The sequence below is a fragment of the Micromonospora noduli genome (assembly GCF_003264475.1).
GTDB classification, from domain to species: Bacteria; Actinomycetota; Actinomycetes; order Mycobacteriales; family Micromonosporaceae; genus Micromonospora; species Micromonospora noduli.
In genome coordinates this window covers 41,844-67,900 of sequence record NZ_PYAC01000005.1, presented here as the reverse complement: position 1 = coordinate 67,900, position 26,057 = coordinate 41,844, and the positions used below count along the sequence as shown (strand labels likewise).

At 71.0% G+C, this 26,057-nt stretch carries 30 protein-coding genes and 3 tRNA genes; 17 read left to right on the top strand and 16 right to left on the bottom strand.

Annotated elements, in window-relative coordinates:
- The first annotated feature begins 45 nt into the window (after window positions 1-45).
- Window positions 46-1,122, top strand: a complete 1,077-nt coding sequence (locus tag MED15_RS08555) for a serine hydrolase domain-containing protein (RefSeq protein WP_112735285.1) — start codon at window positions 46-48, stop codon at window positions 1,120-1,122.
- Here the strand turns inward: MED15_RS08555 and MED15_RS08550 are convergent, their stop codons facing one another.
- Entirely contained in the window at window positions 1,123-2,448 is a 1,326-nt protein-coding gene (locus MED15_RS08550; protein ID WP_112735283.1) for a cryptochrome/photolyase family protein, read from the bottom strand. It lies immediately after the preceding gene.
- Window positions 2,445-3,368, bottom strand: a complete 924-nt coding sequence (locus MED15_RS08545; RefSeq protein ID WP_112602158.1) for a phytoene/squalene synthase family protein — start codon at window positions 3,366-3,368, stop codon at window positions 2,445-2,447. Before MED15_RS08545 ends, MED15_RS08550 begins: the two co-directional genes overlap by 4 nt.
- A 65-nt stretch (window positions 3,369-3,433) precedes the next feature.
- Here MED15_RS08545 and MED15_RS08540 point away from each other — a divergent pair, with 65 nt between their 5' ends.
- From MED15_RS08540 to MED15_RS08505, 8 genes are all read left to right on the top strand, one after another.
- Window positions 3,434-4,576, top strand: a complete 1,143-nt coding sequence (locus tag MED15_RS08540; RefSeq protein WP_112586231.1) for a polyprenyl synthetase family protein — start codon at window positions 3,434-3,436, stop codon at window positions 4,574-4,576.
- A gap of 28 nt (window positions 4,577-4,604) precedes the next feature.
- Window positions 4,605-6,086, top strand: a complete 1,482-nt coding sequence (gene crtI / locus MED15_RS08535) for a phytoene desaturase family protein (RefSeq protein ID WP_091395988.1) — start codon at window positions 4,605-4,607, stop codon at window positions 6,084-6,086.
- Window positions 6,083-6,703: an isopentenyl-diphosphate Delta-isomerase gene (idi, locus tag MED15_RS08530; protein WP_112735281.1), complete on the top strand. Its 621-nt coding sequence runs from the start codon at window positions 6,083-6,085 to the stop codon at window positions 6,701-6,703. The genes crtI and idi overlap by 4 nt, the downstream gene beginning before the upstream one ends.
- A complete protein-coding gene (locus MED15_RS08525; protein ID WP_112735344.1) occupies window positions 6,693-7,643 on the top strand; it encodes a MerR family transcriptional regulator in 951 nt (316 codons plus the stop codon). The genes idi and MED15_RS08525 overlap by 11 nt, the downstream gene beginning before the upstream one ends.
- 75 nt (window positions 7,644-7,718) lie before the next feature.
- Window positions 7,719-8,501 (top strand): polysaccharide deacetylase family protein, encoded by a 783-nt coding sequence (locus tag MED15_RS08520; RefSeq protein WP_112735279.1) that lies wholly within the window; start codon window positions 7,719-7,721, stop codon window positions 8,499-8,501.
- A gap of 154 nt (window positions 8,502-8,655) precedes the next feature.
- Window positions 8,656-8,728 (top strand) — tRNA-Glu (locus tag MED15_RS08515).
- Between the two features lie 57 nt (window positions 8,729-8,785).
- Window positions 8,786-8,859: transfer RNA gene (locus tag MED15_RS08510), tRNA-Asp, on the top strand.
- Between the two features lie 99 nt (window positions 8,860-8,958).
- Window positions 8,959-9,032: transfer RNA gene (locus MED15_RS08505), tRNA-Phe, on the top strand.
- A gap of 345 nt (window positions 9,033-9,377) precedes the next feature.
- On the opposite strand, the gene MED15_RS08500 is transcribed toward MED15_RS08505, so the two are convergent.
- Both MED15_RS08500 and MED15_RS34790 read right to left on the bottom strand, forming a co-directional pair.
- Entirely contained in the window at window positions 9,378-9,776 is a 399-nt protein-coding gene (locus MED15_RS08500; protein ID WP_425271076.1) for a WD40 repeat domain-containing protein, read from the bottom strand.
- On the bottom strand, window positions 9,686-10,294 hold the full coding sequence (locus tag MED15_RS34790) for a WD40 repeat domain-containing protein (RefSeq protein ID WP_167457628.1): 609 nt from the start codon (window positions 10,292-10,294) through the stop codon (window positions 9,686-9,688). Before MED15_RS34790 ends, MED15_RS08500 begins: the two co-directional genes overlap by 91 nt.
- 49 nt (window positions 10,295-10,343) lie before the next feature.
- Between MED15_RS34790 and MED15_RS33205 the strand changes: the two genes are divergently transcribed.
- Window positions 10,344-10,694 carry a hypothetical protein gene (locus tag MED15_RS33205; RefSeq protein WP_167457627.1) on the top strand — a complete coding sequence of 117 codons (351 nt, stop codon included), beginning with the start codon at window positions 10,344-10,346 and terminating at the stop codon, window positions 10,692-10,694.
- Window positions 10,695-11,020: 326 nt separating this feature from the next.
- Here MED15_RS33205 and MED15_RS08490 read toward each other — a convergent pair whose 3' ends face one another.
- Complete coding sequence (locus tag MED15_RS08490) at window positions 11,021-11,233, bottom strand: tyrosine-type recombinase/integrase (protein WP_112725805.1); 213 nt, start codon at window positions 11,231-11,233, stop codon at window positions 11,021-11,023.
- 358 nt (window positions 11,234-11,591) lie between these two features.
- Entirely contained in the window at window positions 11,592-12,776 is a 1,185-nt protein-coding gene (locus MED15_RS08485; protein ID WP_112735273.1) for a hypothetical protein, read from the bottom strand.
- 166 nt (window positions 12,777-12,942) lie between these two features.
- Here MED15_RS08485 and MED15_RS08480 point away from each other — a divergent pair, with 166 nt between their 5' ends.
- Window positions 12,943-13,470, top strand: a complete 528-nt coding sequence (locus MED15_RS08480; RefSeq protein ID WP_112602154.1) for an SRPBCC family protein — start codon at window positions 12,943-12,945, stop codon at window positions 13,468-13,470.
- 35 nt (window positions 13,471-13,505) lie between these two features.
- On the opposite strand, the gene MED15_RS08475 is transcribed toward MED15_RS08480, so the two are convergent.
- Complete coding sequence (locus MED15_RS08475; RefSeq protein WP_091396006.1) at window positions 13,506-14,210, bottom strand: DUF2786 domain-containing protein; 705 nt, start codon at window positions 14,208-14,210, stop codon at window positions 13,506-13,508.
- A gap of 129 nt (window positions 14,211-14,339) precedes the next feature.
- Here MED15_RS08475 and MED15_RS08470 point away from each other — a divergent pair, with 129 nt between their 5' ends.
- Window positions 14,340-14,780 carry a hypothetical protein gene (locus MED15_RS08470; protein WP_112586221.1) on the top strand — a complete coding sequence of 147 codons (441 nt, stop codon included), beginning with the start codon at window positions 14,340-14,342 and terminating at the stop codon, window positions 14,778-14,780.
- Between the two features lie 57 nt (window positions 14,781-14,837).
- On the opposite strand, the gene MED15_RS08465 is transcribed toward MED15_RS08470, so the two are convergent.
- Window positions 14,838-15,227, bottom strand: coding sequence for a hypothetical protein (locus MED15_RS08465; RefSeq protein WP_091396011.1), 390 nt, complete (start codon window positions 15,225-15,227; stop codon window positions 14,838-14,840).
- A gap of 156 nt (window positions 15,228-15,383) precedes the next feature.
- Here MED15_RS08465 and MED15_RS08460 point away from each other — a divergent pair, with 156 nt between their 5' ends.
- A complete protein-coding gene (locus MED15_RS08460) occupies window positions 15,384-16,727 on the top strand; it encodes an ABC transporter substrate-binding protein (protein WP_112586219.1) in 1,344 nt (447 codons plus the stop codon).
- 67 nt (window positions 16,728-16,794) lie between these two features.
- Here MED15_RS08460 and MED15_RS08455 read toward each other — a convergent pair whose 3' ends face one another.
- Window positions 16,795-17,538 carry an enoyl-CoA hydratase/isomerase family protein gene (locus MED15_RS08455; protein WP_112735271.1) on the bottom strand — a complete coding sequence of 248 codons (744 nt, stop codon included), beginning with the start codon at window positions 17,536-17,538 and terminating at the stop codon, window positions 16,795-16,797.
- Window positions 17,535-18,392, bottom strand: coding sequence for a 3-hydroxyacyl-CoA dehydrogenase family protein (locus MED15_RS08450; protein ID WP_112735269.1), 858 nt, complete (start codon window positions 18,390-18,392; stop codon window positions 17,535-17,537). The genes MED15_RS08455 and MED15_RS08450 overlap by 4 nt, the downstream gene beginning before the upstream one ends.
- A gap of 177 nt (window positions 18,393-18,569) precedes the next feature.
- On the opposite strand from MED15_RS08450, the gene MED15_RS08445 reads away from it, so the two are divergent.
- Window positions 18,570-18,857, top strand: a complete 288-nt coding sequence (locus MED15_RS08445) for a hypothetical protein (protein WP_091396025.1) — start codon at window positions 18,570-18,572, stop codon at window positions 18,855-18,857.
- Between the two features lie 52 nt (window positions 18,858-18,909).
- Here MED15_RS08445 and MED15_RS08440 read toward each other — a convergent pair whose 3' ends face one another.
- Window positions 18,910-19,689, bottom strand: coding sequence for a class I SAM-dependent methyltransferase (locus tag MED15_RS08440; protein ID WP_112586442.1), 780 nt, complete (start codon window positions 19,687-19,689; stop codon window positions 18,910-18,912).
- Window positions 19,690-19,743: 54 nt separating this feature from the next.
- Here MED15_RS08440 and MED15_RS08435 point away from each other — a divergent pair, with 54 nt between their 5' ends.
- Window positions 19,744-20,133: a PPOX class F420-dependent oxidoreductase gene (locus MED15_RS08435; RefSeq protein WP_112586213.1), complete on the top strand. Its 390-nt coding sequence runs from the start codon at window positions 19,744-19,746 to the stop codon at window positions 20,131-20,133.
- A gap of 70 nt (window positions 20,134-20,203) precedes the next feature.
- Here MED15_RS08435 and MED15_RS08430 read toward each other — a convergent pair whose 3' ends face one another.
- Both MED15_RS08430 and MED15_RS08425 read right to left on the bottom strand, forming a co-directional pair.
- Window positions 20,204-20,413 carry a BldC family transcriptional regulator gene (locus MED15_RS08430; protein WP_007073996.1) on the bottom strand — a complete coding sequence of 70 codons (210 nt, stop codon included), beginning with the start codon at window positions 20,411-20,413 and terminating at the stop codon, window positions 20,204-20,206.
- A 250-nt stretch (window positions 20,414-20,663) separates the two neighbouring features.
- A complete protein-coding gene (locus MED15_RS08425; protein WP_112586440.1) occupies window positions 20,664-21,503 on the bottom strand; it encodes a DUF8083 family protein in 840 nt (279 codons plus the stop codon).
- A 193-nt stretch (window positions 21,504-21,696) separates the two neighbouring features.
- Here MED15_RS08425 and MED15_RS08420 point away from each other — a divergent pair, with 193 nt between their 5' ends.
- Both MED15_RS08420 and MED15_RS08415 read left to right on the top strand, forming a co-directional pair.
- Window positions 21,697-22,779: a Glu/Leu/Phe/Val family dehydrogenase gene (locus MED15_RS08420; protein ID WP_112586211.1), complete on the top strand. Its 1,083-nt coding sequence runs from the start codon at window positions 21,697-21,699 to the stop codon at window positions 22,777-22,779.
- A 302-nt stretch (window positions 22,780-23,081) separates the two neighbouring features.
- Window positions 23,082-23,297 carry a DUF3073 domain-containing protein gene (locus MED15_RS08415; protein ID WP_030332207.1) on the top strand — a complete coding sequence of 72 codons (216 nt, stop codon included), beginning with the start codon at window positions 23,082-23,084 and terminating at the stop codon, window positions 23,295-23,297.
- A gap of 135 nt (window positions 23,298-23,432) precedes the next feature.
- On the opposite strand, the gene amcA is transcribed toward MED15_RS08415, so the two are convergent.
- The 3 genes from amcA to purM all read right to left on the bottom strand — a co-directional run bounded on the left by amcA (window position 23,433) and on the right by purM (window position 26,018).
- Window positions 23,433-23,660, bottom strand: coding sequence for a multiple cyclophane-containing RiPP AmcA (amcA, locus tag MED15_RS08410; RefSeq protein ID WP_112586209.1), 228 nt, complete (start codon window positions 23,658-23,660; stop codon window positions 23,433-23,435).
- A complete protein-coding gene (gene amcB, locus MED15_RS08405) occupies window positions 23,629-24,732 on the bottom strand; it encodes a cyclophane-forming radical SAM peptide maturase AmcB (RefSeq protein ID WP_283016230.1) in 1,104 nt (367 codons plus the stop codon). Before amcB ends, amcA begins: the two co-directional genes overlap by 32 nt.
- Before the next feature lie 131 nt (window positions 24,733-24,863).
- Complete coding sequence (gene purM / locus MED15_RS08400; protein ID WP_091396042.1) at window positions 24,864-26,018, bottom strand: phosphoribosylformylglycinamidine cyclo-ligase; 1,155 nt, start codon at window positions 26,016-26,018, stop codon at window positions 24,864-24,866.
- Window positions 26,019-26,057 lie beyond the last annotated feature (39 nt).

The window sequence follows — 26,057 nt, the reverse complement described above, 5'->3', positions numbered from 1 at the left end:
GAAAAGTCGGCACGCGCACCGGCCCGGACGCCTTACCGTGGCCGGATGCACGCACGCTTCGCCCCGGTCCGGGACTGCTTCCACGACCTGCTCGCCTCCGGCCGGGAAACCGGCGCAGCCCTGACCATCTGGTACGACGGGCAGCAGGTCGTAGACCTCACCGCCGGCTCCCGCAGCGGCCACGGGCCGGGCGGCGAGCCGTGGCTGCCGGACACGCTGGTGAACGTCTACTCGGTCGGCAAGCCGGTGGCCGCGCTCTGCCTGTTGCTGCTCGTCGACAGGGAAACTGTCGATCTCGACGCGCCAGTGGACCGGTACTGGCCGGAATTCCGCACACCCGCCACAGCGCGTCAGGTGTTGTCGCACACCGCCGGGCTGCCGGCCTTCCCGGTGCCCCGACCGGCCGCCGCGGTCGCCGACTGGACGCTGCTCACCGGCGACCTGGCCGCCGCCGACCCCGAGTGGTCGCCGGGCACTGTCGCCGGGGAACACGCCTGGACGTACGGGCATCTGGTGGGCGAGGTGGTCCGCCGCGTCGACGGACGGTCGGTGGGCCGTTTCCTGGCCGAGGAGATCGCCGACCGGTGGCAGCTCGACCTCGGCTTCGGGTTGACCGAGGCGGACCAGTTGCGCTGCGCGGACCTTCGGTACGGCGACCCGGGATGGCCGGCCCGGGCGCTCGGTGAGCCCGGCTCGATGCGGGCGCGGGCGATGGGCAACCCGACCGGTGGGCTGGACCTGGCCGTGCTGAACAGCCCGCTGTGGCGGGGCGCGGAGGTGCCTGCTGTCAACCTGCACGCCACGGCGTCCAGCCTGGCCCGGCTCTACGCCGGCCTGCTGGCCGGTGGTGTCCTGGACGGGGTTCGGCTGTTCAGCCCGGAGCTGGTGGCGGAGGCGACAGGGGTCCAGTACGACGGACCGGACCTGGTGCTGGACCGCGACGCCCACTGGACCCTGGGCATGCAGTGGGAGCCGGACGGCAGCTGGGGCATGGGCGGCATCGGCGGCAGCAGCGCGTGGGCCGACCCCGAGCGGGGCTACACCTTGGCGTACGCCACGGCGCACCTCGCCGAGCACGACCGGGTGGACGAGCTGGTCGAGGCGTTGCACTCGGTGCTCTGATCAGCGCAGCCAGACGGGGTCGGTGCCCGGTACCGAGAGGGGCGGTGGGTAGTCGAGCGTCTGGCGCAGGGCCTCAGGCAGCCGCCACGGTTGGTGGACGGCCCTGCCCTGCACTGTCGCCAACTCCGGCACCCAGCGGCGCACGTAGTCGCCGTCCGGGTCGTACCGTTCGGCCTGCCGGACCGGGTTGAACCCCCGGTAGGGCTTCGTGTCGTTGCCGGTGCCGGCGACCCACTGCCAGTTGCCGGAGTTGTTCGCCACGTCCCCGTCGAGCAGCCAGCGGAAGAACACCGCCACCCCGGACCGCCAGTCCTGCCCGAGGTGCTTGGTCAGGTAGCCGGCGGTGATCAGCCGGGCCCGGTTGTGCATCCACCCCTGCGCCAGCATCTGCCGCATTCCGGCGTCGACGATCGGCATCCCGGTGCGCCCCTCCGTCCAGGCCGTCAACGCGTCGTCGTCGTAGCGCCACTGCTCGGTGGCACCCCGCCGGTACGCCGCTGTCGAGATCTCCGGGAAGGCGGCGGTGACCTGGTAGTAGAAGTCCCGCCAGCAGAGCTGCCGGACGAACGGGCCGGACCTGTCCCCGGCGCGGTTCGCCACCGCCAGCGGCGACACGCAGCCGAAGCGCAGGTACGGGCTGAGCCGGGAGGTGTCGTCGCCGGCCATGTCGTCGTGCTGATCGCCGTACCGGGTCAGGTCGGGCAGCCAGTCGGTGAGCCGCGCCTGGGCGATCCGTTCGCCGCCGATGGCCGCGTCCGGCGAGTCTCCGGCCGGCAGCGCCGGCAGCCGGTCCACGCGTACCTGATCGGGCAGCGCGATCCGGCGCGGCGCGGCCAACTCCTCGCGCCACCGGTTGGCCGCCCAGGCCCGGTGGTACGGGCTGAACACCCGGTAGTGATCGCCGCTGCCACCGGGCCGCAACGCGCCCGGCTCGACCACTGTCAACCCGGGAAACAGTCGCAGGCGCAGCCGATGCCGCTCGCACTCGGCGCGCAGTCGCCGCTCCCGGCGGACGGCGTAGTGGCTGACGTCGGCAGAGAGCGCGACGGCGGTGGCACCGACCTCGTCGGCCAGCCGGATCGTCTCGGCCACCGGGTCGCCGTGCCGGACCACCAGGTCGCCACCACGCTCACGGAGTTGGTGGCGCAGGTCGGCGAGGGCCTGGTGCAGGAAGCGGGTGCGGTTGGCGGAGAGGTCGGCCAGCGCCGGGTCGAGCACGTACAGCGGCACCACCTGGTCGAAGGCCGCACAGGTGGTGGCCAGCGCCGGGTGGTCGTGCACCCGCAGGTCGCGGGTGAGGAGCACGATCGCCGTGCTCGCGGTCACCGGCTCTCCGGCTGGATCGTCGGCCCGGGGATGACGACCGGCGTACCGGTCGAGGTGAGCAGGGCCCGCGCGGCCACCGCCATCCGTCTCCGCTGCGGCACCAGGGCCCGCCGGACGAAGACGTCGTAGTCCTGCGCGGCCACCTCGTCGAGGATGCCGCCGTAGAGCGCGTACGCGGTGCGCATGCAGGCCTGCGAGGCGGGCGCCAGCATGGTGATGCCCGGTGCGGCAGCGGCGTAGTGGGCCTGGGCGCGGGTCACCTCGTACTCGATCAGCTCGCGGATCCGGGGGGTGACGCGGCCCCGGGCGCGGGCCTCGGCCAACTCCTCGCGGGTGACCCCGAACTTCGCCATGTCCTCGTCCGGCAGGTAGGTGCGGCCCCGGTCGAGGTCCTCGGCGACGTCCCGGATGAAGTTCGTGAGCTGGAAGGCGAAGCCGAGTTGCCGGGCCGGCTCCCGGGCCGCCACCGGGTCCGAGCTGCCCAGAATGGGCAGCATCATGGTGCCGATGACCGCCGCCGAGCCCTCCATGTAGTCGAGCAGGTGGTCGTAGGTCGGGTACGCGGTGACGGTCAGGTCCATCGCCATGCTCTTCAGAAACGACGCAAAGTCGTCCCGGTCGAGATCGAAGACGGCGATGGTGTGCAGCACTGCCGGCAACAGCGGGTCGTCGACCGGCGCGCCGTGCAGACCGGCCACGAACTGGCTGGCCCAGCGGTCCAGCAGAGCGGCCCGCTCGGCCGGCGGCAGGTCCTCGGTGCTATCGACGATCTCGTCCGCGTACCGCGTGAACCCGTAGAGGGCGTGTACATGTCGTCGTTTCCAAGCGGGGAGCAGACGGGTGGCGAGATAGTAGGTGCGGCCGTGGCGTTTGTGCAGCTCACGGCACCGGTCATAGGCAGCGGTGAGATCAGTTTCCACCGACCCTCCTCCATTTATCGACGCACCAATCGACGCAACCCGTAGCCTAGGGTACGCTCAGCCGCATGGCCAACGACGCAGTTGCGGGCAACGTGACCCGCGTGGCGCCGACAGGGCCGGGGGACGGGGACGATCCGGTCCGCGCCGTTCTGGCCGCTTATACCCACGATCTGGTCACGGCGGTCGACGAGACCCTGGACACCTTCCTCACCGCCGAGGTCGACACCCTCAACGACATCGATACGTCGATGGGCAGCTTCGCCGCCACCGCACGGGAAGCCGTCCTGACCGGCGGCAAGCGGATCCGGTCCACGTTCGCCTACTGGGGGTGGCGCGGGGCCGTCGGAGGCACCGCGGCGCTGCCACCCGTGCTGCCCGCGCTGGCCGCGCTGGAGCTGCTGCACACCTTCGCGCTGGTGCACGACGACGTGATGGACGCGTCCACCACCCGCCGCGGCCGGCCCACCGCGCACGTCGCGCTCGCCGAACAGCACGTCGCCGCCGGCCACCGAGGTGATCCCGGCCGGTTCGGTGAGGCCGTCGCCGTGCTCATTGGCGACCTCTGCATGGTCTGGGCCGACCAGCTGCTGGCCCACGCCTCGGTGCCGTCGACGCGCCTCTTCGAGGTGCGCCGCTGCTACGACCAGATGCGGGTCGAGACGGTCGCCGGGCAGTATCTGGACGTGCTCGGCGAGAACGACCCGGCGAGCTGGTCGGTCGACCGGGCACTACGGGTGGCCCGCTACAAGACCGCCAGCTACACCGTCCAGCGACCGCTGCTCTTCGGCGCCTGCCTGGCCGGGGTGCCCGCCGACGACCCGCTGGTCTCCGCGTACACCCGCTATGGCCTGGCCGTCGGCGAAGCGTTCCAGCTCCGCGACGACCTGCTCGGCGTCTATGGCGACCCGGCGGCCACCGGCAAGCCGGCCGGGGACGACCTCCGCACCGGCAAGCCGACCACGCTGCTCATGCTGGCCCGTGAGCTGGCCACGCCGGCCCAGCTCACGGCGTTGGAGCGGGCCGCCGACGGATCGGTCGACACGCTCGCCGGGCTGGTCGCCGAGACCGGCGCGGTGACCCGGGTGGAGCAGATGATCGCCGAGCGGGTCAGCGACGCGCTGGCCGCGCTCGACGCCGCACCCGTGGACCAGACGGCGCGGACCGCGTTGACCGGTCTGGCCACCGCCGCTGCCAACCGGCGGGCCTGATGAGCGACTTGAGCAAGGAGGTGGTCACGTGCGGACGGTGACAGGACGGACGGACCGGGTGGTGGTCGTCGGGGCCGGGCTGGGCGGGCTCGCCTGCGCGCTGCACCTGGCCGGCAGCGGGCGACAGGTGACAGTGCTGGAGCGCGAGCCGGTGCCCGGCGGGCGGGCCGGGCGCCTCGGCGTGGACGGCTACGAGTTCGACACCGGCCCGACAGTGCTCACCATGCCCGACCTGATCGCCGAGGCGCTCGGCGCGGTCGGCGAGGAGCTGCACGACTGGCTGGACCTGACCCCGCTCGACCCCGCCTACCGGGCGTACTACCCGGACGGCTCGACCCTCGACGTGCTCACCGACACCACCCGGATGGCGGCCGAGATCTCCCGGGTCTGCGGGCCCCGGGAGGCCGACGGCTACCTGCGGTTCGTCGAGTACGCGCGAGAGCTGTGGCGGTTGGAGCGCACCGACTTCATCGAGCGCAACCTGGACGCGCCGACCGACCTGATCACTGGCAACCTGCTCAAGCTGCTCAGCGGCGGGGCATTCCGGCGCCTCCAGACGAAGATCAACCAGTTCTTCCGGGACCCGCGTACCCAGCGGATCTTCTCCTTCCAGGCGATGTACGCCGGCCTCGCGCCGCACGACGCGCTGGCCATCTACGCGGTCATCGCGTACCTCGACTCGGTGGCCGGGGTCTACTTCCCACGCGGCGGCATCCACGCGGTCTCCAGGGCGATGGCCGGCGCGGCCGAGAAGCACGGCGTGCAGATCCGGTACGACACCACTGTGACCCGGGTGGAGACCGTGAACGGCCGCGCCACCGGCGTACTCACCGCCGACGGCGACCTGGTGCCGGCGGACGTGGTGGTGCTCAACCCCGACCTGCCGGTCGCCTACCGGGACCTGCTCCCCGCCGCGCCGCAGCGTCGGCTCACCTACTCACCGTCCTGCGTCGTTCTGCACGTCGGCTCCCGACAGGCCTATGCGAAGATCGCCCATCACAACATCCATTTCGGACGCGCGTGGAAGGGCACCTTCGATGAGGTCATCCGACGGGGTGAGCTGATGACCGATCCGTCGCTGCTGGTGACCAACCCGAGCCGGACCGACCCCGCGGTGGCCCCGCCGGACCGACACACCTACTACGTCCTCGCCCCGGTGCCCAACCTGCACCGGGCGCCGTTCGAGTGGCGCGGCGACCTGACCCAGCGCTACACCGACCAGCTGATCGGCACCCTGGAGGAGCGCGGCTACGTCGGCTTCGGCGCCGGGGTCGAGGTGCTCCGGGCGATCACCCCCGCCGAGTGGGAGGAGCAGGGGATGGCCGCCGGCACCCCGTTCGCCGCCGCCCACACCCTCTTCCAGACCGGGCCGTTCCGCCCGTCCAACCTGCACCGCGACCTGCCGAACGTGGTCTTCGTCGGCTCCGGGACCCAACCCGGCGTCGGCGTACCGATGGTGCTCATCTCCGGCAAGCTCGCCGCCGGCCGGATCACCGGGGAAGGCCGATGAGCAGTCGTGAGAAGCACCTCGTCGAACTCGTCGACGAGACCGGCACGGCCCACGGCGAGACGACCGTCGCGGCCGCGCACCAACCACCCGGGCAGCTGCACCGGGCCTTCTCGGTGTTGCTGGTGGACCCGGACGGCCAGGTGCTGCTCCAGCGCCGAGCCGGCGTCAAGACCCGGTTCCCTCTGCGCTGGGCCAACTCCTGCTGCGGCCACCCCCAGCCCGGCGAGTCGCTCGCCGAGGCGGCCAACCGACGGCTGAGCGAGGAGTTGGGCGCGGGCCCGGTCGAGCTGACCGAGGTCGGCATCTACGTCTACTACGCAGAGGACCCGGCGACCGGTCGGGTCGAGTTCGAGTACGACCACGTACTGCGAGGCGAGTTCCTGCCCGGCGCTCCGCTACTGCCCGACCCGGACGAGGTCGCCGAGCTGCGATGGGCCGACCCCGCCGCGCTGGAGACCGAGTTGGAGCTCGACCCCCGGTCGTACGCGCCCTGGCTGGGCGGGGTGGTGAACCGGCTGCTACGCCCCGCGGAGTCCCGGTCGGGCGCAACCGGCCCGGCCATGACGCCGCCCGGATCGCCGGCGGATGACACGGCGGAGCGGTCGGGTGGTCGATGAGGCGCTGAGCGCGGGCGCTGTCGCACGTCGGTTGGGGGTCGCGGTGACGACCCTCCGCACCTGGCACCAGCGCTACGGGCTCGGGCCCAGCGAACACATCCCCGGTCACCACCGCCGGTACACACAAAGTGATCTGGCCCGTCTCGAGATCATGCGACGGCTCACCGCCGAAGGGGTGAGCCCCGCCGAGGCGGCCCGCTGGGCCCGCCAGGCACCGGACCCGACGCCCAACGGCACCGGCACCGTCGCCCCCGCCCGCATCCTCCCGGCCGGCCGTGACGGCGGCGGCTCCATCCCGGTCGGCCGTGCCGGCCCGGCGGCCCGCGGATTGGCCCGGGCCGCCATGCGACTGGACGCGGCGGCGATCAGCGAGACGATCGCGCACACCCTGGCCGCCAGCGGGGTCGTCGCCACCTGGGAGGGCCTGCTGCGCCCGGTGCTGGCCGGCATCGGCGAACGGCACGCCGCCACCGCCGGCCTGATCGAGGTGGAACACCTGATGTCCCGCTGCGTCTCGGAGGCGCTCGCGGCGGCCAGTCGGGCCAACGTCCCCACCGGGCCGGCCCGGATCCTGCTCTCCTGTGCCGACGAGGAACAGCACACGCTGCCGCTGGAGGCGTTGGCGGCAGCTCTCGCGGAGGCCGGTGTCAGCTACCGGATGCTCGGCGCCCGGGTGCCGGTGGCTGCTCTCGTCGAGGCGGTCAACCGGACCGGACCGGCCGCCGTGGTGCTCTGGTCGCACACCCGGGCCACCGCCGACCCGACCCAACTCAGCGCGCTGCTCGCCGCCCCCCGACGCCCGCTGCTGGTGCTCGCCGCCGGCCCCGGCTGGCGAGCCGACACGCTGCCCGCCGGTGTGGTGCGGCCGGTCGACCTGGCCGAGGCGGTCTCGCTCTCCGCCGCCGTCCGCGACTCCCTGGACCAGTCGAGGCGTGATTGATCGCACTGTCGCCGAATCGCGGCGTGAACTACCGTCGGGCGGGTCCGCCTACCCCGACCCTCCGGGAGCGAGCAGATGCAAGCCCGCGCCATCCTGGCGTCCGTCCTCGCCGTGGCGCTGGTCCTTTCCGGCTGTGCCCAGCCGGAGCGCACCATCGCACCCGCCGGCGCTCCACGGCCGGTGGAATCGACCACGCCGCCCACCCCCACACCGCACCCCACCGTCACCAAGCCGGCCAAGCCGCCACTGCGGCCGCTGCCGGCCAAGCTCCCCTCCGGTCTGGGACGCAACACCGGCGTACGCCCGGTGGCCCTGACCTTCGACGACGGGCCCAGCCCGGCCTGGACACCAAAGGTGCTCGACCAACTGAAGGCCGCCAAGGTGACCGCGACCTTCTGCGTCGTCGGTCGCGAGGTGCAGCGTCACCCGGAGTTGGTCCGGCGGATCGTCCGGGAGGGACACCAGCTCTGCAACCACAGCTGGCGTCACGACCTCGATCTTGCCCGTCGACCTGTCGGCGAGATCCGGGCCGACCTGGACCGCACCAACAAGGCCATCAAGAAGGCCGTTCCCGGGGCGAAGGTGTCGTTCTACCGGCAGCCGGGCGGCCGGTGGACGTCGGAGGTGCTCGGGGTGGCCAAGGACCTCGGCATGCGTCCGCTGCACTGGTCGGTCGACCCGCAGGACTGGGACAAGCCGACAGCGGCCACGATCGGCAAGCGTGTCCACGCCGCCACCCGGCCCGGTGCGATCGTTCTTCTGCACGACGGCGGCGGTAATCGGGCCGCGACACTCGCCGCGTGCCCGAAGTTGATCGCCGACCTGAAGAAGCGCTTCGGCATCACCCGACTCCGCTAGAACCGCTCTGACCTGCGGTTATAGCCCGTCCCAAGCCCTTGCCGACACCGATTTTGTCGACCGACGGAGCATCACGTATGCTTTCCAAGCCTCCGGCGGGGCCGGATGGGAGCAAGTCCGCTTGAAGTTGCGAATGTGCAATGATGGCGGGGCCGCCCTCATCGTCTAGCGGCCCAGGACGCCGCCCTTTCAAGGCGGTAGCACGGGTTCGAATCCCGTTGGGGGCACGACCGGCGAAAGCCGGAGCAAGGCAAGACCGGCGAAAGCCGGAGCAACACAAGCTAGGTCCTGTGGAGCAGTTGGAGTGCTCGCCGCCCTGTCAAGGCGGAGGTCGCGGGTTCAAGTCCCGTCAGGACCGCAGCGCTGACGCCGCGCCCCGCGCGGCGTTCTGCGTATCGGAGCAGGTCGCCTTGCCGCCGGTTCGTCCGGTTGCCGGGTAACATGAGCCGAGCGACACGGCCAGGTAGCTCAGTTGGTACGAGCGTCCGACTGAAAATCGGAAGGTCGGCGGTTCGACCCCGCCCCTGGCCACATAGCCTTTCGCCGGGCTAGCAGGGCGGTGACCAGCGGAAACGCGGTCGCCGCCCTTTGCGTTGGCGGGCTCTTTCATTGATAAGGGTTCCCACGCTCGTGCGCCCGCGCTGCGCCCATGGGCGCACGATGCCACTTAAGCGTCAGGAAGATTACGGAGAGCAATTGGGGTACCTGCTCCCTATCCCCTCGCCATGAACCGGCTGCCCGCGCTGTGGCCCCCGATCTCTCGTTTGGGTGGTTTGGCCGTCGTCGTGGTACTCGGCTGCTAGGCGAGGATCTTGCGGGCGCGGGGACGCGTCCGCGCATGCTCACCGTCGACCTTGACCGGGTATGGGCTTGCGATCACTCCAGCGGGGGCAGGTACGACCACAAGTAGGTAGCGGAGGGCGTTGTCGCGGCGAGTGCGCACCTCTCGAGGACCCAGGCGCACCCGGTCACCCGTTCGTTGACCGTGACACCCGCTACGCAACGGCCGGTGCGCAGATCCCAGACTCGTACGGTGTGGTCCCAGCCGCCGGTCGCGACCAAGGACCCGTCTGGCGAAATCGCGACCACCTCGATCGGTTCGGTGTGGCCGGTGAGCACATGCACCGTGGTGCCTGTCGCGACGTCCCACACGCGGGCGGTGTGATCCCAGCTACCCGACACGATCAGCGCGTCGTCCTGGGCGATCGCGAGGGTGCGGACCATGTTGGTGTGCCCCGTAGCACGTGCCAGGCCTCTCCCGAGGGCATTCGCCACAGCCGGATCACGCCTTCGTCGTCCGAACTGGCGAACCATCGAGCGGCGGAGGAGACGGCCACAGCGTTCACCCATTTGGTATGGCCGGTGCAGGTGGCCAGCGGGGCTCCGGTGCCGGTATCCCAGACTCGGACCAGGGCGTCATGGCCGGAGCTGGCGAACCATCTGCCGTCGGGAGCGAGGGCTAGGGAGCTGATTCGGTCCTGGTGCCCCTGCCAGGCGCGGGTTTCGGTGAACCGCTGCGGATCCCACAGCCGTAGGTAGCCGTCGTAGCCGCCGGTGATGATCACTTGGTCGGTGGCGGCCAGCGACTCGATCTCCGGTCGGAGGGTGCCGAGGTGGCGCCCGGTGCCCGTGTTCCAAACCTCGGCGACGCAGCCCGGGCCCACGGCACCTAGCCGCTGGCCCTGGTCCCATACCGCGACCGGGCGCAGCTCACCACCGGCGCAGCCGATGCCCCAGCCCTGCCTAAGACCGGGGTTGAGGCAGCAGGATGATCGATATAGTCTTACCGGCATTGACGGCAGCTCATAGGGTTGTCGTGCACAACCATCAACGGGGAGAATTGTGAGAATCAAGCGACTGGCGGCGGTCGGTTCCGTCCTCGGGCTCGGCATCATGATGACCCTTCCTGGGGTCGCCCATGCAGACTCGGGCTGCGCTTACGAGGGCAGTGATCGAGCGTGCTTCATCAATCTCTCTGGTGGCCAGTCCGACCTTGAGGTCTGTGACAACGAGGCCGACGGCAATGGCGTGTATGCCTGGTTCTACACCAACTACCACACGTACTCGGTCAAGGTCGGCGACGGTAATGGAAGCAGCGCTGGCTGCGGGAAGCTTCGCTGGAACCACGGGGTCTTCCAGGTGAAGATCTGCGAGGATGACCTGGGCGAGGACACCTGCCGCTATTACCTCTAGGACGGCATGCAGATCTCCTCGTCGGGTGATTGCAAGTCGCTGAGCTACCAGTGCCCTGGCCTGGATGGCCCAGCCCGACGAGGAGATTTGCCGTCGCACCCCATGCATTGTCGAATGTCCTGGCCATGGCACGCCGTTCTTAATTGGATGCCAGATCGAGCTAACCAGCGGCGAGCAAAGCGATCGTTGCTCGAAGGCAGTCTTTCGCCAGTCACGACCTTGAACCATTGCAACCACCGGATCATGTCACTTGACTCATTACACGTCCGGCTTAGGCGAGCGGAGGTGATCATGGGAATCATTGGCGATTACTGGGCCGGGACGCTTCAGCGACTCCAGGCCGAGGTGAACATGGCAGCCGCGGCGGCCTCGTCCGACTCGGGCATCAGGTGTCCGTAGATCTCGCTGGTCACGGCCAGGGTGGCATGCCCGAGCCGGCGCGACACCACTAGCGGCGGCATACCCCGGGCGAACATCCACGTCGCGCACGAGTGCCGCAGCCGGCGCGGCCCACCGTCGGGAACCTCCAGACGCAGCACCGCTGGGCAGTCACAGTCCGACACCTCATCGGGGTCCGGCCCGATGTGGTTGACCCACCGGTTTCACCCCGGCGATAACCATGCCCCCGCAGGGCTTCCCCTGATCGTTCGTCCCGCCGTGGTTTCGGCATCGACCCTTCAGCCCCGGGATTCGCTCACCACGCATGCCCGGCGGATGCGACGGGCAGCGCTGCGCCTCGGCCATCGCCGGCCGCCACACCGGTGGGCTACTTCTTGGCTATCGCCGGCACCTTCCGTCGGCCTACCTGACCAGCCCCGCCGGCTTGCATGATCGACCCTGCCGGCCTGCGTGACTCCCGGGCGCGACCGCCCGGCGGACGTGACGCACCGCGCGGCGTCAGTGGTCGCGGCGACCCTGCGGGCGATGCTGGGCCACGCTGCCCTGGATCGCCTCCCACACGCTGCGTCCAGCCTCTCGCAGCGTCTCCCCCGCCTGCTCGGCGAACTGGGCTGCGCTCTGCGCTGCGGCTTGCGCCGCGCCCGGCAGACCACCGTCGCCATCCCTGGACGGGCTCGGACCGGACGCAGGCGACTGGCCGGGCTTGTTGCCGGTCTTCCCGGCCGCCGGCCCCGCCGATCCCTCGGGGCGCTGCTGGTCCCGGCCCGCCGCCGCTGGGTGCTCTCCGTCACCCGCGCCTTCGGGCCGCTGTCCACCGGCGTGACGCGACCCCTCGGACCGCTGGCCTTCCGGACCGTTGCCACCTGGCGCGCCGCCCTCCGGCTCACGGCCCTCCGGCTGCCGTCTATCTGGCTGCCGGCCCTGCGCATGCGGCCCCTCAGGACGCCGACCCTCCGGCTGCTGGCCCTCCGGCTGCTGGCCCTGCGCATGCGTCTGGTCGGCCGGCCCTGGGCCGCCGGCTCGCGGCCCTGGGCCGCCGGCACCCGGTCCCGAGCCGCCCGGCCCCGCCCCGGACCCACCCGCCTCCGGCCGACCCGCCTCCGGCCGATCAGAACCCAGACGACCGGGGCCGAGCTGATCGGGACCCGGCCGGCCAGAACCCGATGGCCGACCCGGACCCGGCCGGCCGGAACCCAGTCGGTCGCGGTCGGCCACCGGGCTGGCCGCGCCGACCTGCTGGCCCGGCTCGTCGCGTACGTCGTCCGAGCGTCGACTCGACGCCTTGATATCCACTGCGCCCGCAGCCAACTGCTGGGCGCTGCGGTTCACGTCGTCGACGGCGGTGCCGGCCGTGCGCGCGAGCGCCTCGATGATGTGTGGGTTGTGGTCGAGCGTGTCGAGCGCGCGGCCCAGGATTCTGGTCAGCTGCTCCAACCGCACCCGCAGCTGCGCCTCGGCGTTCACCCCGTCGATGTTCAACTCGCCGCCGTTGAGGTGCACGCGTACGCCGGCGTCGACCTGGAGCAGGTTGGCCACCCGGGCCCGCAGCGACAGGTCGGCCTCCAGACCGTCGACCGCCAGTCGGATGGAGTCGACGGAGACCTTCGGAATGTCGAGCAGGACGTCCGGGTCCTCGCTGTCGACGTTCCGGTCCGGCTCCCGCTGCTGCCCGCTGTCGCTCATGTTCTCCCGCCCCACCTGCGCACCAGCCCGGTCGTCCGGGCCGTTGGGCGCGGTTACCCGCTTTCCGGCGGGCCATCCCGTCCGTGACGACTCGACGACCCTCTGTCTGGAACCGGGCATCGCGTGAAGCTGCACACCGAGGCATCAGCCGGTATGGTCCGGGCCTATGGGACAGGAATTGACTGATCCGGCCGACATCCGGCAGGACGCCGGCCAGTTCTCTCTCCGGTGCAGCCTTCTCGTCCCGGGCTCCGCCGAGCACGCGTTCACGGTCTTCACCGACGAGCTGACCGACTGGTGGGTCACCGAATACACCTGGTCCGGCCCGGACGCGCTGGCCGAGCTGGGCATGGAGCCTCGGGCCGGCGGCATGCTCTACGAGATCGGCCCGTACGGTTTCCGCGCCGACTGGGGCCGGGTGCTCACCTGGGATCCGCCTCGCCGGCTGGTCTTCGTCTGGCAGATCGGCCCCGACCGGGCGCCGGTGCCGGACCCGGCCCGCGCGAGCGAGGTCGAGGTGCTGTTCCAAGCCGAGGGGCCGGATCGCACCCGGGTCGAGCTGGAGCACCGGCACTTCGACCGGCACGGCGAGGCTGCCGAGGGTTACCGCAAGGCGCTCACGGCCGGTTGGCACGAGCTGCTCACCCGCTACGTCGCCACCGTGTCGCGCCACCGCCCCAGCGCGACGGCCTGACGACCCACCGGGTCACCGACCGATGACCTACCGGGTCACCGGCCGAGCCGCCGACCGGCAGCGGCGCCGCCGAGGTCCCGACCACCAAGGTTCGCGCGTTGACCGGCCTCCGCCCCTGAACCGAAGCCGGTGCCGCCCAACCGACGTGGCGGTGCGGTGCGCAGCCGTGGGTACTCCTCGGTGAGCCGGCGCTGCACCCGGTCGGACCGGTCGGCCAGCACCAGCGCCATCGACGGTGTGCCCGACTCGCTGGCCGCCGCCGACTCCGCCGCCCAGAGTCGACCTCCGACCACCTCCGCGAAGCCGGCCAGCCAGGAGCGGCGGAAGGCGGCGGGGTGGTCGTCCGCGGGCACCTCGGTGGCGGCCAGGCCGTGCGCCGCCTGCACGAGCAGTGAGGTGAAGAGCAGGTCCACCCGTTCCAGGTCGCTGGCGAAGCCGAAGAGGTGCAGGGCGAAGCCGTTGCCCTGCCGACGGCGTACGCATCGGCAGCGCAGCGGCTCCGCCACCGCGGCGAGCAGGCCGACCTTGTCCCGGGCGTACGGGGCGACGACGTCCAGCACTCGATCGCCGACCGGGTCGGTGGTCGGGTCCCGGGCGGCGAGCAGCGCCCGGTCGACGCCGTAGCGGGCGATCAGCTCGGTCGCCTTGGCGGTGAACGCGGCCGACTCGGCCGGCGTGCAGGCCGGGTCCTCGGCCTGGGCCAGCAGCTTGCGCACCTTGCTGAGCATGGCCTCGGACATGCCTACAGAGCTACCACACGGGCCGGACATCATCGGGGCCGCGCCGCAATCAATCGATACGTATCATCGTCACGGCCAGATGATCAGTCCGATACGGACGGTCAGCCAACTGTTTGGAGGAACGAACGGATGCCATCCCCGACCGCTCGTCTGCTCGCCGTCGCCACGGCCGTCGCACTGCTTTCTGTCGGCACGCCCGCGCAGGCGGAGCCGACAACACCGACCACGCCGGTCAGCTCCGGGCCGAACGCGTTCGCTCCGCTCGCCACCTGTTACGGCGGGGCGGTCCGGTCGTACTTCGAGACCGGCCGCTACGGCGGCTCGGCCGGCCAGTACCGCACCACGACGCGCTGTCGCGACATCAACGTGCGTAACGCGAGCGTGTACGCCACCGAGGCGTGCGTGATCTTCGTCGACAAGACGAGCGCCTGCAACTACTGGACCTACCTGCCGGCCAACTCGGGCTGGATCACGGTGGCGACCAACGTCCGGGACGGCGTCAACTTCCGGGTCCGCTTCGAGAACCTGCGGTACGAGTACGAACCGCTGATCGCGTATCACGCGTTCTGACCGGCCCGCACGGTCGCGGCGTCCGCCCCCCGACGGACGCCGCGACCCGGCTGCGCGTCACCCGGCGCGGCTGCGCAGGGTGGCGATCGTCGAGCCGGCGAGTGTGAGCAGGCAGTCGGGGAGCAGCCCGTCGGCGGCCGCCGCGCCGAACAGCGCCTCCCCGGTCGGCTCGTCCCGATTCGCGTACGCACTGACGAAGCGGGCCACCCAGCGGGTGTCGTACCCGGCCTGATCGATTCCCGGAAAGTCGAGCGCCGCCCCGCTGGCCGCCGGCGCGTCACCGAGCATGGTCGCGGCCAGGCACCAGGCGACGCCGTACGCGCCGTCCAGGCCGGCCCGGTCGACGACCGCGTCGAACGCTCCCACCACCGCGTCTCCATCGCCGGTCAGCGCCGAACGGAGCACGGCGGCCGCGTCATCGAACGTCTGCTGTGGTAGGTCGGTCACGCAGCGCACAGTAGGACGGGTGGTCAAGCGCCTCCCGCAACCGTCACTGTCCGTGTTCAACGCGAGCTACCTGCGCATTACGCCACCTCCACGGTCCCGCCGCCGGCCTCGGCACGCTAATGTGCGCAGCGGACCTTCGCCGGAGGAAGGACGACCATGTTCGTATCACGCCGCTCGCGGGTAGCCACATTGGCTGCCTGCGCGACGATCCTGCTCGCCACAAGCGCTTGCGGGGAAGACAAGCCCGAAGAGGCCAGCGCCCAACAGGTGCGCCTCTACGGCACGGACGGCAACATGCTCAACTCCTATCCTGCCGAGTTGAAGGAACGGGCGAGTCTCGTGGACGGGATGAAGGGCACCACGCCCCTCGTACCGCTCCCAGACGACTTCAAGGGCCGGTTACGGGCCGTCAATCCGGCGCTGACGGACTACGTGTACTCCGCCGAGACGTACGACGCGGTGGTGATCGCCGTGCTCGCCGCCCAGTTGGCCGGGAGCACCGACCCGGCAGCCATCACCAAGCAGATCGTCGCCGTGACCAACGACGGGCAGCGCTGCGAAGACCCGGCAAGCTGTCTCGCGCTGGCCCGCAACGGGCAGGACATCGAGTACCGCGGCGTGTCGCTCACCCGGGCGGGCTTCACCGACAAGGGTGAGCCGGCCACCGCGAGCTACGCCACGCTGACCTTCGACGGGCAGCAGATCAACGACGGCAAGACCGAGTTCGTCGGCGCGGGCATCGAGTCGGCGGCGAGCACCAAGACGCCGCCGAAGCCGAAGAAGCAGCGCCCGGGTGGCGCCGCCGACCAGGAGCCGCTGATCCTGGGCGGCCTGCTGCCGAAGACCGGCGACCTGTCGATCGCCTACCCGCCGATGGCCGCCGGCGCCGCGCTGGCGATCAAGGAGATCAACGCCGCTGGCGGCGCACTGGGCAAGCCGGTGACGTGGCTCGACGGCGACGACGGCACCAACCCGGCGGTGGCCAAGGCGATGGTGGCCAAGCACGTGACGGACGGCGTCAGCGTGATCATCGGTGCCGGCGGTTCCGGCATCTCCCGGGCGGTGCTGCCGGATGTGGTGCAGGCCGGGAAGATCCTCTTCTCCCCGTCCAACACCGACAGCAGCCTGACCGACGTCGACGACCAGGGCCTCTACTTCCGTACCGCCCCGCCGGACAGCCTTCAGGGCCGGGCGCTGGCCGACGTGATCCTTCGCGACGGGTCACAGAAGATCGTCATCGTCGCCCGCAAGGACTCCTACGGTGAGGGCCTCCAGGGCACCGTCCGCGACGAGCTGGAGAAGGCCGGTATCGCCAACGACCGGCTCAAGCTGTTGACGTACGAGCCGCCGGCCGACGCGAAGGCCGCTCCGGTCGACTTCAGCGGTGGCGCGAAGGAGATCAAGGAATTCGGCGCGGACGCCGTACTGATCATCGGTTTCGGTGAGTCCGCCCAGGTGATCCGCGGCCTGGCCGACGCCGGGGTGCAGATCCGGCAGTAGGCAGGACCCGAAACCCGCGACGGCCGCACCGGCTTCCCGCCGGTGCGGCCGTTTCTGGTACGCGGGATCAGCGCGGCCGGCGACGCTCCAGGAACTCGGTCATCCGGCGGTGCTTCTCGTCGTCCTCGAAGAGCACCGCCTGGCTGACCAGGTCGAGCTGCGGGTGCGCGGCGGCGGGCGCGTCCACCGCCAGCTTGGTCAGCCGCACCGCCAACGGTGAGCCCAGGGCGATCTCGTCCAGCAATGCGTGCGCCACCGTCAGCAGCTCGCCGGGCTCGTCCACCACCCGGTTCACCAGGCCGATCCGCAGTGCCTCCGCGGCGTCCACCCGCCGGCCGGTGAAGAGCAGCTCCTTGGCCCGGCCCTCGCCGATCAACGCGGGCAGCCGGTGGGTCGCGCCGGCGCCGGCCAGGATGCCCAACCGCACCTCCGGCTGGCCGAAGACCGCCCGCGCCGTGCACACCCGCAGATCGCAGGCGTACGCCAGCTCCGCGCCACCGCCCAACGCCGGGCCGTCGACGGCCGCCACGGTCGGCATCGGCAGCGCCCGGATGCGGGCGAAGGCGGCCGAGTTGATCGCGGCGAGGGCGTCCGTGCGACCCCGTTCGCGGAGCTGGCCGATGTCGGCGCCACCGGCGAAGATGCCCGACGCGCCGCCGGTGAGCAGCAGCAGCCGCGGCCGCGCCTCCAACTCGGCGCAGACCTGGTGCAGCTCGGCGATCAGGTCGGCGTCGATGGCGTTGCGCTTCTCCGGCCGGTCCAGGGTGACCACCAGCCGGTCCGGCCGCTCCTCGATCCGCAGCCCGCTCACTGCTTGACACCGCCTTCCCAGCGGTAGAAGCCCTGACCGGACTTCTTACCCAGCCGCCCGGCGGCCACCATCTCGACCAGCAGCGGCGGCGGCGCGAAGCGGTCCCCGTACGCGGCCTGGAGGGTGCGGGCGATGTCCAGCCGCACGTCGAGGCCGACCAGGTCGGTGAGCTCCAACGGCCCGATCGGATGCCGGTAGCCGAGCACCATGGCCTTGTCGATGTCCGCCGGGCTGGCCACCTCGTCGGCGACCATCCGGATCGCCTCCAGCCCGAGGGTGACCCCGAGCCGGGAGGTGGCGAAGCCGGGCATGTCGCGTACGACGACGGGGTCCTTGCCCAGCCGGCCGGCGAGCGCGACGGCCGCGGCGGTGGTCTCCTCGGCGGTGGCCGGGCCGACCACGATCTCCAGCAGCGTCATCGCCCAGACCGGGTTGAAGAAGTGCAGGCCGAGGAAGTGCTCGGGCGCGTCCAGTTCGGCGGCCAGCGCCCCGATGGCGATGCTGGAGGTGTTGCTGCCCAGCAGCTCCGGGCGCAGCGCGGCGGCGTCCCGCAGCACCGCCCGCTTCAGGTCCAGGCGCTCCGGCACCGCCTCCACGATCACCTGGGGGGCGGGAGCGACAGCGGTGAGGGTCGGACGCAGCGTCACCCGCTGCCGGTTGGTGGCGGCCTCGTCAGCGCTCAGCTTCCCGCGCTGCACCGCCCGCTCCCACAGCTCGGCAAGCCGGTTCTGCGCGGCCGCGCCCCGCTCGGGGTCCACCTCGACCAGCTCGACGGCGTGCCCGGCGCCGGCCGCCACGTACGCGATGCCGAGCCCCATCGTGCCGGCACCCACGACCACGAAACGATCGCTCATCACGCCTCCCTGTCCCGCCCGCCGACGCGCGGGGTCCCCGCCACGCCGGCCCGGGTCTCCCGACCGCTCCGCTCGCTCATGGTGCGACCCTAGACAGCGCGACGACCCGGCCCATGCGTGGGGGAGCGCCGGATCGGGTAATGACGGCCCGTCAACCGAGGGAAGGACCGCATCGACATGAGCCAGGCACCGGAGAGCGTCACCGACGGGGAGATCGTGGAGACCCGAGGCGACGAGCGGGTCGAACTGCTGCGCGCCGACACCAACAACGACGGCAAGACCGACGTGTGGGTGGTGGACACCGACGGCGACGGCAAGGCGGACCTGTTCCAGTTCGACACCGACGGTGACGGCAAGGTGGACATCACCATGGTCGACATCGACGAGGACGGCCAACCGGACGAGGTGGTCGACGGCGACGGTGGCCTGCCGCCCGAGCAGCTCCCCCCGACCGTCCAGGTCTGAGACGTACGACGGCCCCCGCTCTCCGCCGGGCGGAGAGCGGGGGCCGTTCTGCTCAGTCGACGAGGCGCAGGGTGGCCAGGTAGTAGGGGGCGTCGCGGTCGTCCACATCGGTGAGCCGCCAACCGGTGCCGTGCACCAGGCTGGCGAACTCGTCCGCCGAGCAGACCAGGTAGTCGAACCACTCGGTGCTCAACTCGCGGTAGCGCAGCCTCAGCCGTAGCTGGCCACCGAGCCGGCCGCGCCGACGGTTGCGCTCGTGGTAGCCGGTGTGCAGCGGGTCGCGGGTGCCGTACGGGTCGGTGCCCTGCGCGATGATCTGCGCCCCAGGTCGGGCCAGCGCGGCGAGCGCGGCCAGGAACTCGGGAGCACGCTCCCGCCCCTCGAACAGCCCGAGGTTGTTGCCGAGCAGCAGGAACGTGTCGTACCTCGACCCGTCGGCGACGTGCGTGTCGACGGTGCCGTGCACCAGCCGCCGGACACCGCGACGCCGGCTCACCTCCAGCGCGCCCGCGGAGGTGTCCAGCCCGGTGACCGGTACGCCGCGCTCCTGGAGCAGCAGCGCGATCCGGCCGGCTCCGGTGCCGATGTCCAGCGTCTCGCCGTGCGCCCGGTCCACCGCGCGGTGGTCGTACGGCTGCCACTCCGCCGGCCCGTCCAGGTAGTGCGCGGACGGGGCGCCGTTGATCAGACCGTCGTCGCGTTCGATGATCTCGATGACCGGTCGCGGCAGTCGACCACCGACCAGGGGCCGGGGGCCTACCCCGGTGGCCACGGCGAGCGTGTCTCGCAGCAGTTCGCCGATCACGTCACCGATTAGAGGCTCAACCGTCACGACGTTCACGCTATCCGGCCACTCAGTGGCCCGCGCCGGCCGTATCCTGGCGGCGTGACCATGCTGGACCGGCTGTCGGCCGAGAAATACATCCTGCTCACGACCTTCCGCAAGGACGGTCGGGCGGTGCCGACCCCGGTCTGGGCGGTACGCGACGGGGAGGCGTTGGCGGTCTGGACCCGGGCCGATTCGGGCAAGGTGAAGCGGATCCGCCGCAACGGCGAGGTGACCGTGGCACCGTGCGATGTGCGGGGTCGGCCCCACGGGGCGGAGGTGTCGGCTCACGCGACGATCTACGGGAGCGGTGACACCGGTCGGGTCCGCGACCTGCTCAAGCACAAATACCGCCTGATCGGCCGACTCAGCCTGCTGGGCAGCCGGTTGCGTCGCGGTGAGGGCGGCACGGTCGGCATCCGGGTGACGTTGGCCGAGCCACGGCGCTGAGCCGCGGCCGGGCATACGAAAGGGGCGGCGGATCGAGATCCACCGCCCCTTTCGAAGAACTGTTGCCGGCTCAGTCGCCCTGCCGCTGCTGCGGGATCTGGCCCTGCAGCAGCGCCCTGACCTCCGACTCACGGTACCGACGGTGGCCACCCAGGGTGCGGATGGCACTGAGCTTGCCAGCCTTGGCCCACCGGGTCACCGTCTTCGGGTCGACCCGGAACATCGACGCCACCTCGGCCGGCGTGAGTAGCGGCTCTGGTTCGTGCGTTCGCGATGCCATCGGTCACTCCTCCACATGTATAGACATCGGCCGGGGTCCCGCCGGCCGACGCGTCTCCCATGGTCCGGCTAGTCCCCGATGTCCGACATGGGCCGAACGGATGAAGGTCCCTAGACGGACGGATGAACCATGCCCGATTTTTACGACTTTTACACGGCAGAAACTACCTTATTCGGACTCATGATCACGGTTCGTGATGCGTCAACTACGAGCACAACTCACCTTGGGAGCGCTCCTAGGGTGATATGCCCTAGTTGCACCGCTCCAGCAGCTGCACCGCGCGCCACCGCGCCACCAACTTGTCGTACGCGGCCGACGCCTCCTCGGCCTCGCCGCGCGACAGCCCCGCGAGGCCGCCGGCAACCAGCTCGGGCGAGTCGTCCGCGGCGAGCGTCTCGTCGGAGAGCAGGTCGACCAGACCGCCGTAGTCCAGCTCGACCACTGACCGCGGATGGAACTCCTCCAGCCAGCGGGCCGCCTCCTCCACCGCCTCGGTGATCGGCGCCTCGCCCACCGACTTGCGCAGCACCGACAGCGCCCGCGACGAGCGGCGTCGCGCCTTGGAGATTTCGGTGCGGTAGCGCAACGCCCGCCGGCCCGGCTGGGTGACCAGGTCCCGCTCCGCCGGCTCGAAGAGCACGAACCACCGCAGGGGTACGCCCCAGGTGGCGATCTGCTCGTGCACCCGGGGCACCCCGTGCTCCAGCACCCGGGCGCCACTGCGCCAGTCGTCCACCACCGCCCTGGCCTGCCCGGCGAGCACCGGCGGCACGAAGGCGTCGGCGAGCACCGAGGGCACCCCGTCCCGGGCGCTGAGCGCCGCCTCAGCGACCCGGATGCGCAGGTTCCAGGGGCAGACCAGCAGGCCGTCGTCCGTCTCCAGGACGTACGCCTCCTCCGGCAGGTCCGGCAGCCGGGTCCAGCCGGCACCCAGCGCCTCGATCACCGCCGTCCGCTGCCGGCCGGGCCCCTCGACAGGGGCGATCGCGCGCCCCTCCGAGACGTAGCGGCGCCAGTAGCTCTGCCGGTCTCGATCGAAGGCGGCCAGCGGTTCGTACACGCGCAGGTAAGAAGCGAAGAGCGACGGCACCGCGCGATCCTCCCACGAACCACGCCCGTACGCGGTCAGCGGCCGGAGCACGCGCGCCGCACCGTGGGACGGCGGCGGCGCGTCGAGCGCCCGCCCGGCGGCCGATACTAGGCTCGATCACACCGGCAGCATCCCCGCCGGGGTCCACCAGGTCCGCGTCCCACAAGGACGCACACCACAGTAGGAGCCAACCATGGGCGTATTCGCGAGCACCGACGACCCGGTATCGACCGGTCACGAACAGGTCGTGTTCTGCCAGGACAAGCAGAGCGGCCTGAAGGCGATCATCGGGATCTACTCCACCGCGCTGGGCCCGGCGCTCGGCGGCACCCGCTTCTACCCGTACGCGAGCGAGGACGACGCCCTCGCCGACGTGCTGGACCTGTCCCGCGGAATGGCGTACAAGAACGCGCTCGCCGGGCTGGACCTGGGCGGCGGCAAGGCCGTCATCTGGGGCGACCCGGAGCAGATCAAGAGCGAGGCGCTGCTGCGCGCGTACGGCCGCTTCGTGGAGTCGTTGGGCGGCCGCTACTACACCGCCTGTGACGTCGGCACGTACGTCGCGGACATGGACGTCGTGGCCCGGGAGACCCGCTACGTGACCGGGCGCAGCGTGGAGCACGGCGGCGCCGGCGACTCGTCGATCCTCACCGCCTGGGGTGTCTTCCAGGGGATGCGGGCCGCGGCCGAGCACGTCTGGGGCACCCCGAGCCTGCGGGGCCGGCGGGTTGGCGTGGCCGGGCTGGGCAAGGTCGGCAAGTACCTCACCGGGCACCTGCTGGAGGATGGCGCCGAGGTCGTCGCCACCGACGTCAACCCGAAGGCGCTGGCTTGGGTGCGCAGCAACCACCCGCAGGTCACCCTCGTCGATGACGCCAGCGCGCTGGTCGCCGCGGACATCGACGTGTACGCGCCGTGCGCGCTGGGCGGCGCCCTGAACGACGACACCGTGCCGGCGTTGCGCGCCAAGGTGGTCACCGGGGCGGCGAACAACCAGCTCGCCCACCCGGGCATCGAGAAGTTGCTGGCCGACCGGGGCATCCTCTACACGCCGGACTACGTGGTCAACGCGGGCGGCGTGATCCAGGTGGCCGACGAGATCGAGGGCTTCAACTTCGACCGGGCGAAGCTGCGGGCGACCCGGATCTACGACACCACCCGCGAGATCCTGCACCTGGCTGACGCGGAGGGTGTGCCGCCGGCGGTGGCCGCCGACCGGCTGGCGGAGCGGCGGATGGCGGACGTCGGCCGGCTGCGCGCGATCCACCTGCGCTGAGCGTTCCCCCGGGGGCGGATCGACGAGATCCGCCTCCGGGCCCCCGTGCCGGGCGTCGCTGGGTAAGCTGAGCCGGGGTCAAATTTGATGCGGTTTGTCCGGTGTCACGGGTGCTAACCGTTCCGCTCCTTACCCGGTACACTGGGTGACGGCCGGATCGACGCGACGCGCAGAGCCGGCTGACGGTAACCCGAGGTGCCGAACGATGGCATCCCCATGTACCGTAAGAGCCACGAGAGATGCCTGACGTCATCGGGGCCCGCCTTCGGGCTGCCCCGCATTCTGTGCGAGGGGGTCGAGCCATGGGGCGCGGCCGTGCTAAGGCCAAGCAGACTAAGGTGGCGCGGGAGTTGAAGTACCACTCCCCGAACACCGACCTCACCGCTTTGCAGCGCGAACTGGCGGGTGCTGGTAAGTCTGAGCACCACTTCGACGACGACTCTAAAGAGTTCGTCGACGACGATGATGAGGATCACGCGGACGACGATCCGGATCCCTGGGTCCGTCCGACCCGCTGACCTCTCGACGCAGCTGAGCACGCGGTAACCCCCGCGTGCTCACGCACGTCCCGTGCGGGTGCAATCGCCGACGATCAGGGGCCTGGCCCGACCGGATCACTCCGGCCGCTCGACAGGCCCCTGACAACGGCTTCCTCAGCGCGGGCGATTGTTCCAGTTGTAGAACGTCGGGATGTTCTCGAAGTGGTTCCAGGCGCAGACCGCGCTGGAGCCCTCTCCGCCCGACACCTCCGAACGCATCCGCCGTGCGTCCTCGGCCTCCTGGAGCAGTGCGACGAGCGCGGGAGCCGCGTCCCGCACCCGTTCGGTGACTCCGCCGTCCGCTTCGCGCTCAGGCCGCCGGTGACTGGTGGTCTCGGGCATGCTCCAACACTCCCTCCAATAGGCGGATCTTGCTGTTGCGGCAGTGCTCGGTCTCCGTACCGTCAAAACGCCCCAGTTCGAAGTAACGGTTGGCGGCATGGCCACCACCGCAGAAGCCGAAGTACGGGCAGGACGCCCGACACGCCTCCACCCCGGCCAGGAACTCCTTCACCCACGGCGTCGTCGCCGCGTTGCCGAGGATCTGCGCCAACGGGGTCGTCAGCACGTTGCCGCTGCTGAAGTCGCCGTAGCGGGGGTCAGTGAAGCCGGCCAACTCCGGGGAGAGCACGATCACCGAGCCGTCGTGGCCGATGGTCGGGATCGGGTCCAGGTGGCGGGGCAGCACCGCGTCCGCCGAGTTGTCGAGCACCGCGGCGGCGTAGCGCAACGACCACTCGATCTCGCGGAGGTGGATCCGGGGCTCCCGGCGCCACGCCCCGACCAGCTCCGCCCAGAACGCGGACACCGCCGCCGGGTCGTGGCGGTTGTCGCGGGTGTTGACGCCCTCGGTCTCCTCGATGTTGATGCCCAGCACGTCGCAGCCCAGCTCAAGGAAGTAGTCGTACAGCTCGGTGGCGAGCCCCGGCTCGGGCCGGGACACCACAGCCAGCGCGGAGAAGGGCAGACCGCGCCGGCGCAGCACCGAGATCCCGTGCAGGATCCGGTCGTACGCCGGCTGACCGCCCCGGTTGACCCGGTCGCCGTTGCGCGCCCGGGGCCCGTCGACGCTCACGCTCACCCGCATCTCGTGCCGGGCGAAGAAATCGCACCAGTCGTCGTCGATGAGGGTGGCGTTGGTCTGCACATGGTGCTCGACCTCTGGCCCGAACGGGGCGATCAGATCGGCCAGGTGCTCTCGACCGGCGGCCAGGGGCTCGCCGCCGTGCCACACCACCGAGAACCGACCGTTCGCCGCCCAGGGATTGACCGCGGCCGCGACCGCCTCGGCCACCGCCACCGGCATCCGCCGGTCGGTGGCGCGAAACGGCAGATAGCAGTACGCGCAGTCGAGGTTGCAGAGGGTGGTGGGCTGCATCACGACGTACGACGGGACGGCGGCCAGACCGCGCATCCCGCTGAACGACTGTCCCCGAGCAGCCATCGCCCTCCTCCGCCTAGCCTGAGGGGTGCCCTTCAGGCTAGGCGGCATTGGCCACTCGGGTGAAGCCCTGATCAGGTGCCCGTACGATCACCGGAAAGTGATCATCCTCGGGTGTGCTGACCGACCATCTGCACGTTGCCGGTGCCTTCGATGATCTCGCCGGCCTGCCACGCCTCGACGCCACGGCCGGTCAGGGTGGCCAGCGCGCGGTCAGCGTCCTCGGCCGAGACGATCGCGAACATGCCGACGCCCATGTTGAAGGTCGACTCCATGTCGTGGTCGTCGATCCGACCCTTCGTCTGGATCAGGTCGAAGATCGGCTGCGGCTTCCAGGTGGACCGGTTGACCACCGCGTCGACGTGCTCGGGCAGCACCCGGACCAGGTTGCCGGGAATGCCGCCACCGGTGATGTGGGACAGCGCCCGCACCTCGGCCTCGGCGATCAGCTTGAGGCAGTCCTTGGCGTAGATCTTGGTCGGCGTGAGCAGCTCCTCGCCGAGGGTCCGCTGCCGACCGAAGTCGTCGATCACGATGTCCAGACGCATCCGGGCCGCGCCCAGCAGCACGTGCCGGACCAGCGAGTATCCGTTGGAGTGCAGGCCGGAGGAGCGCATGGCGATCACCACGTCGCCCACCTCGACCCGGTCGGGGCTCAGGATGTCGGCTTCCTCGACCACGCCCACGCCGGTCGCGGAGATGTCGTACTCGTCCGGACGCAGCACGCCGGGGTGCTCGGCGGTCTCCCCGCCCAGCAGCGCGCAGCCGGCGTAACGACAGCCGTCGGCGATGCCCGCGCCGATCTCGGCGACCTTGTCCGGCACGACCTCGCCGGTGGCGATGTAGTCGAGCAGGAACAGCGGCTCGGCGCCGCAGGCCACCAGGTCGTCGACGACCATGGCGACCAGGTCGATGCCGACCGTGTCGTGAATGTCCATCTGCTGGGCGATCACCAGCTTGGTGCCAACCCCGTCGGTGGAGGACGCCAGGATCGGGCTCTTGTACTTCTTCGTGTCCAGCCGGAACAGGCCGGCGAAGCCACCGAGGTCACCGAGCACCTCGGGACGGCGGGTCTGCCGCACCTTCGACTTGAGCAGCTCCACCGCGCGGTCGCCCGCGTCGATGGAGACACCGGCGTCGGCGTACGAGACCGAGCGTTTGCGCGCCTGGCGGCCAGCACCGCCCGTCCACGGCTGGCGGTCGCCGCCGGCGCCGGTCGGGCTGCTTCCTGCGCCGCTGCGCTCGGACACGTGCGTCACGGTTCTCCCCTTTGGTTCTCGGTGCCGCCGGCGGTAGCC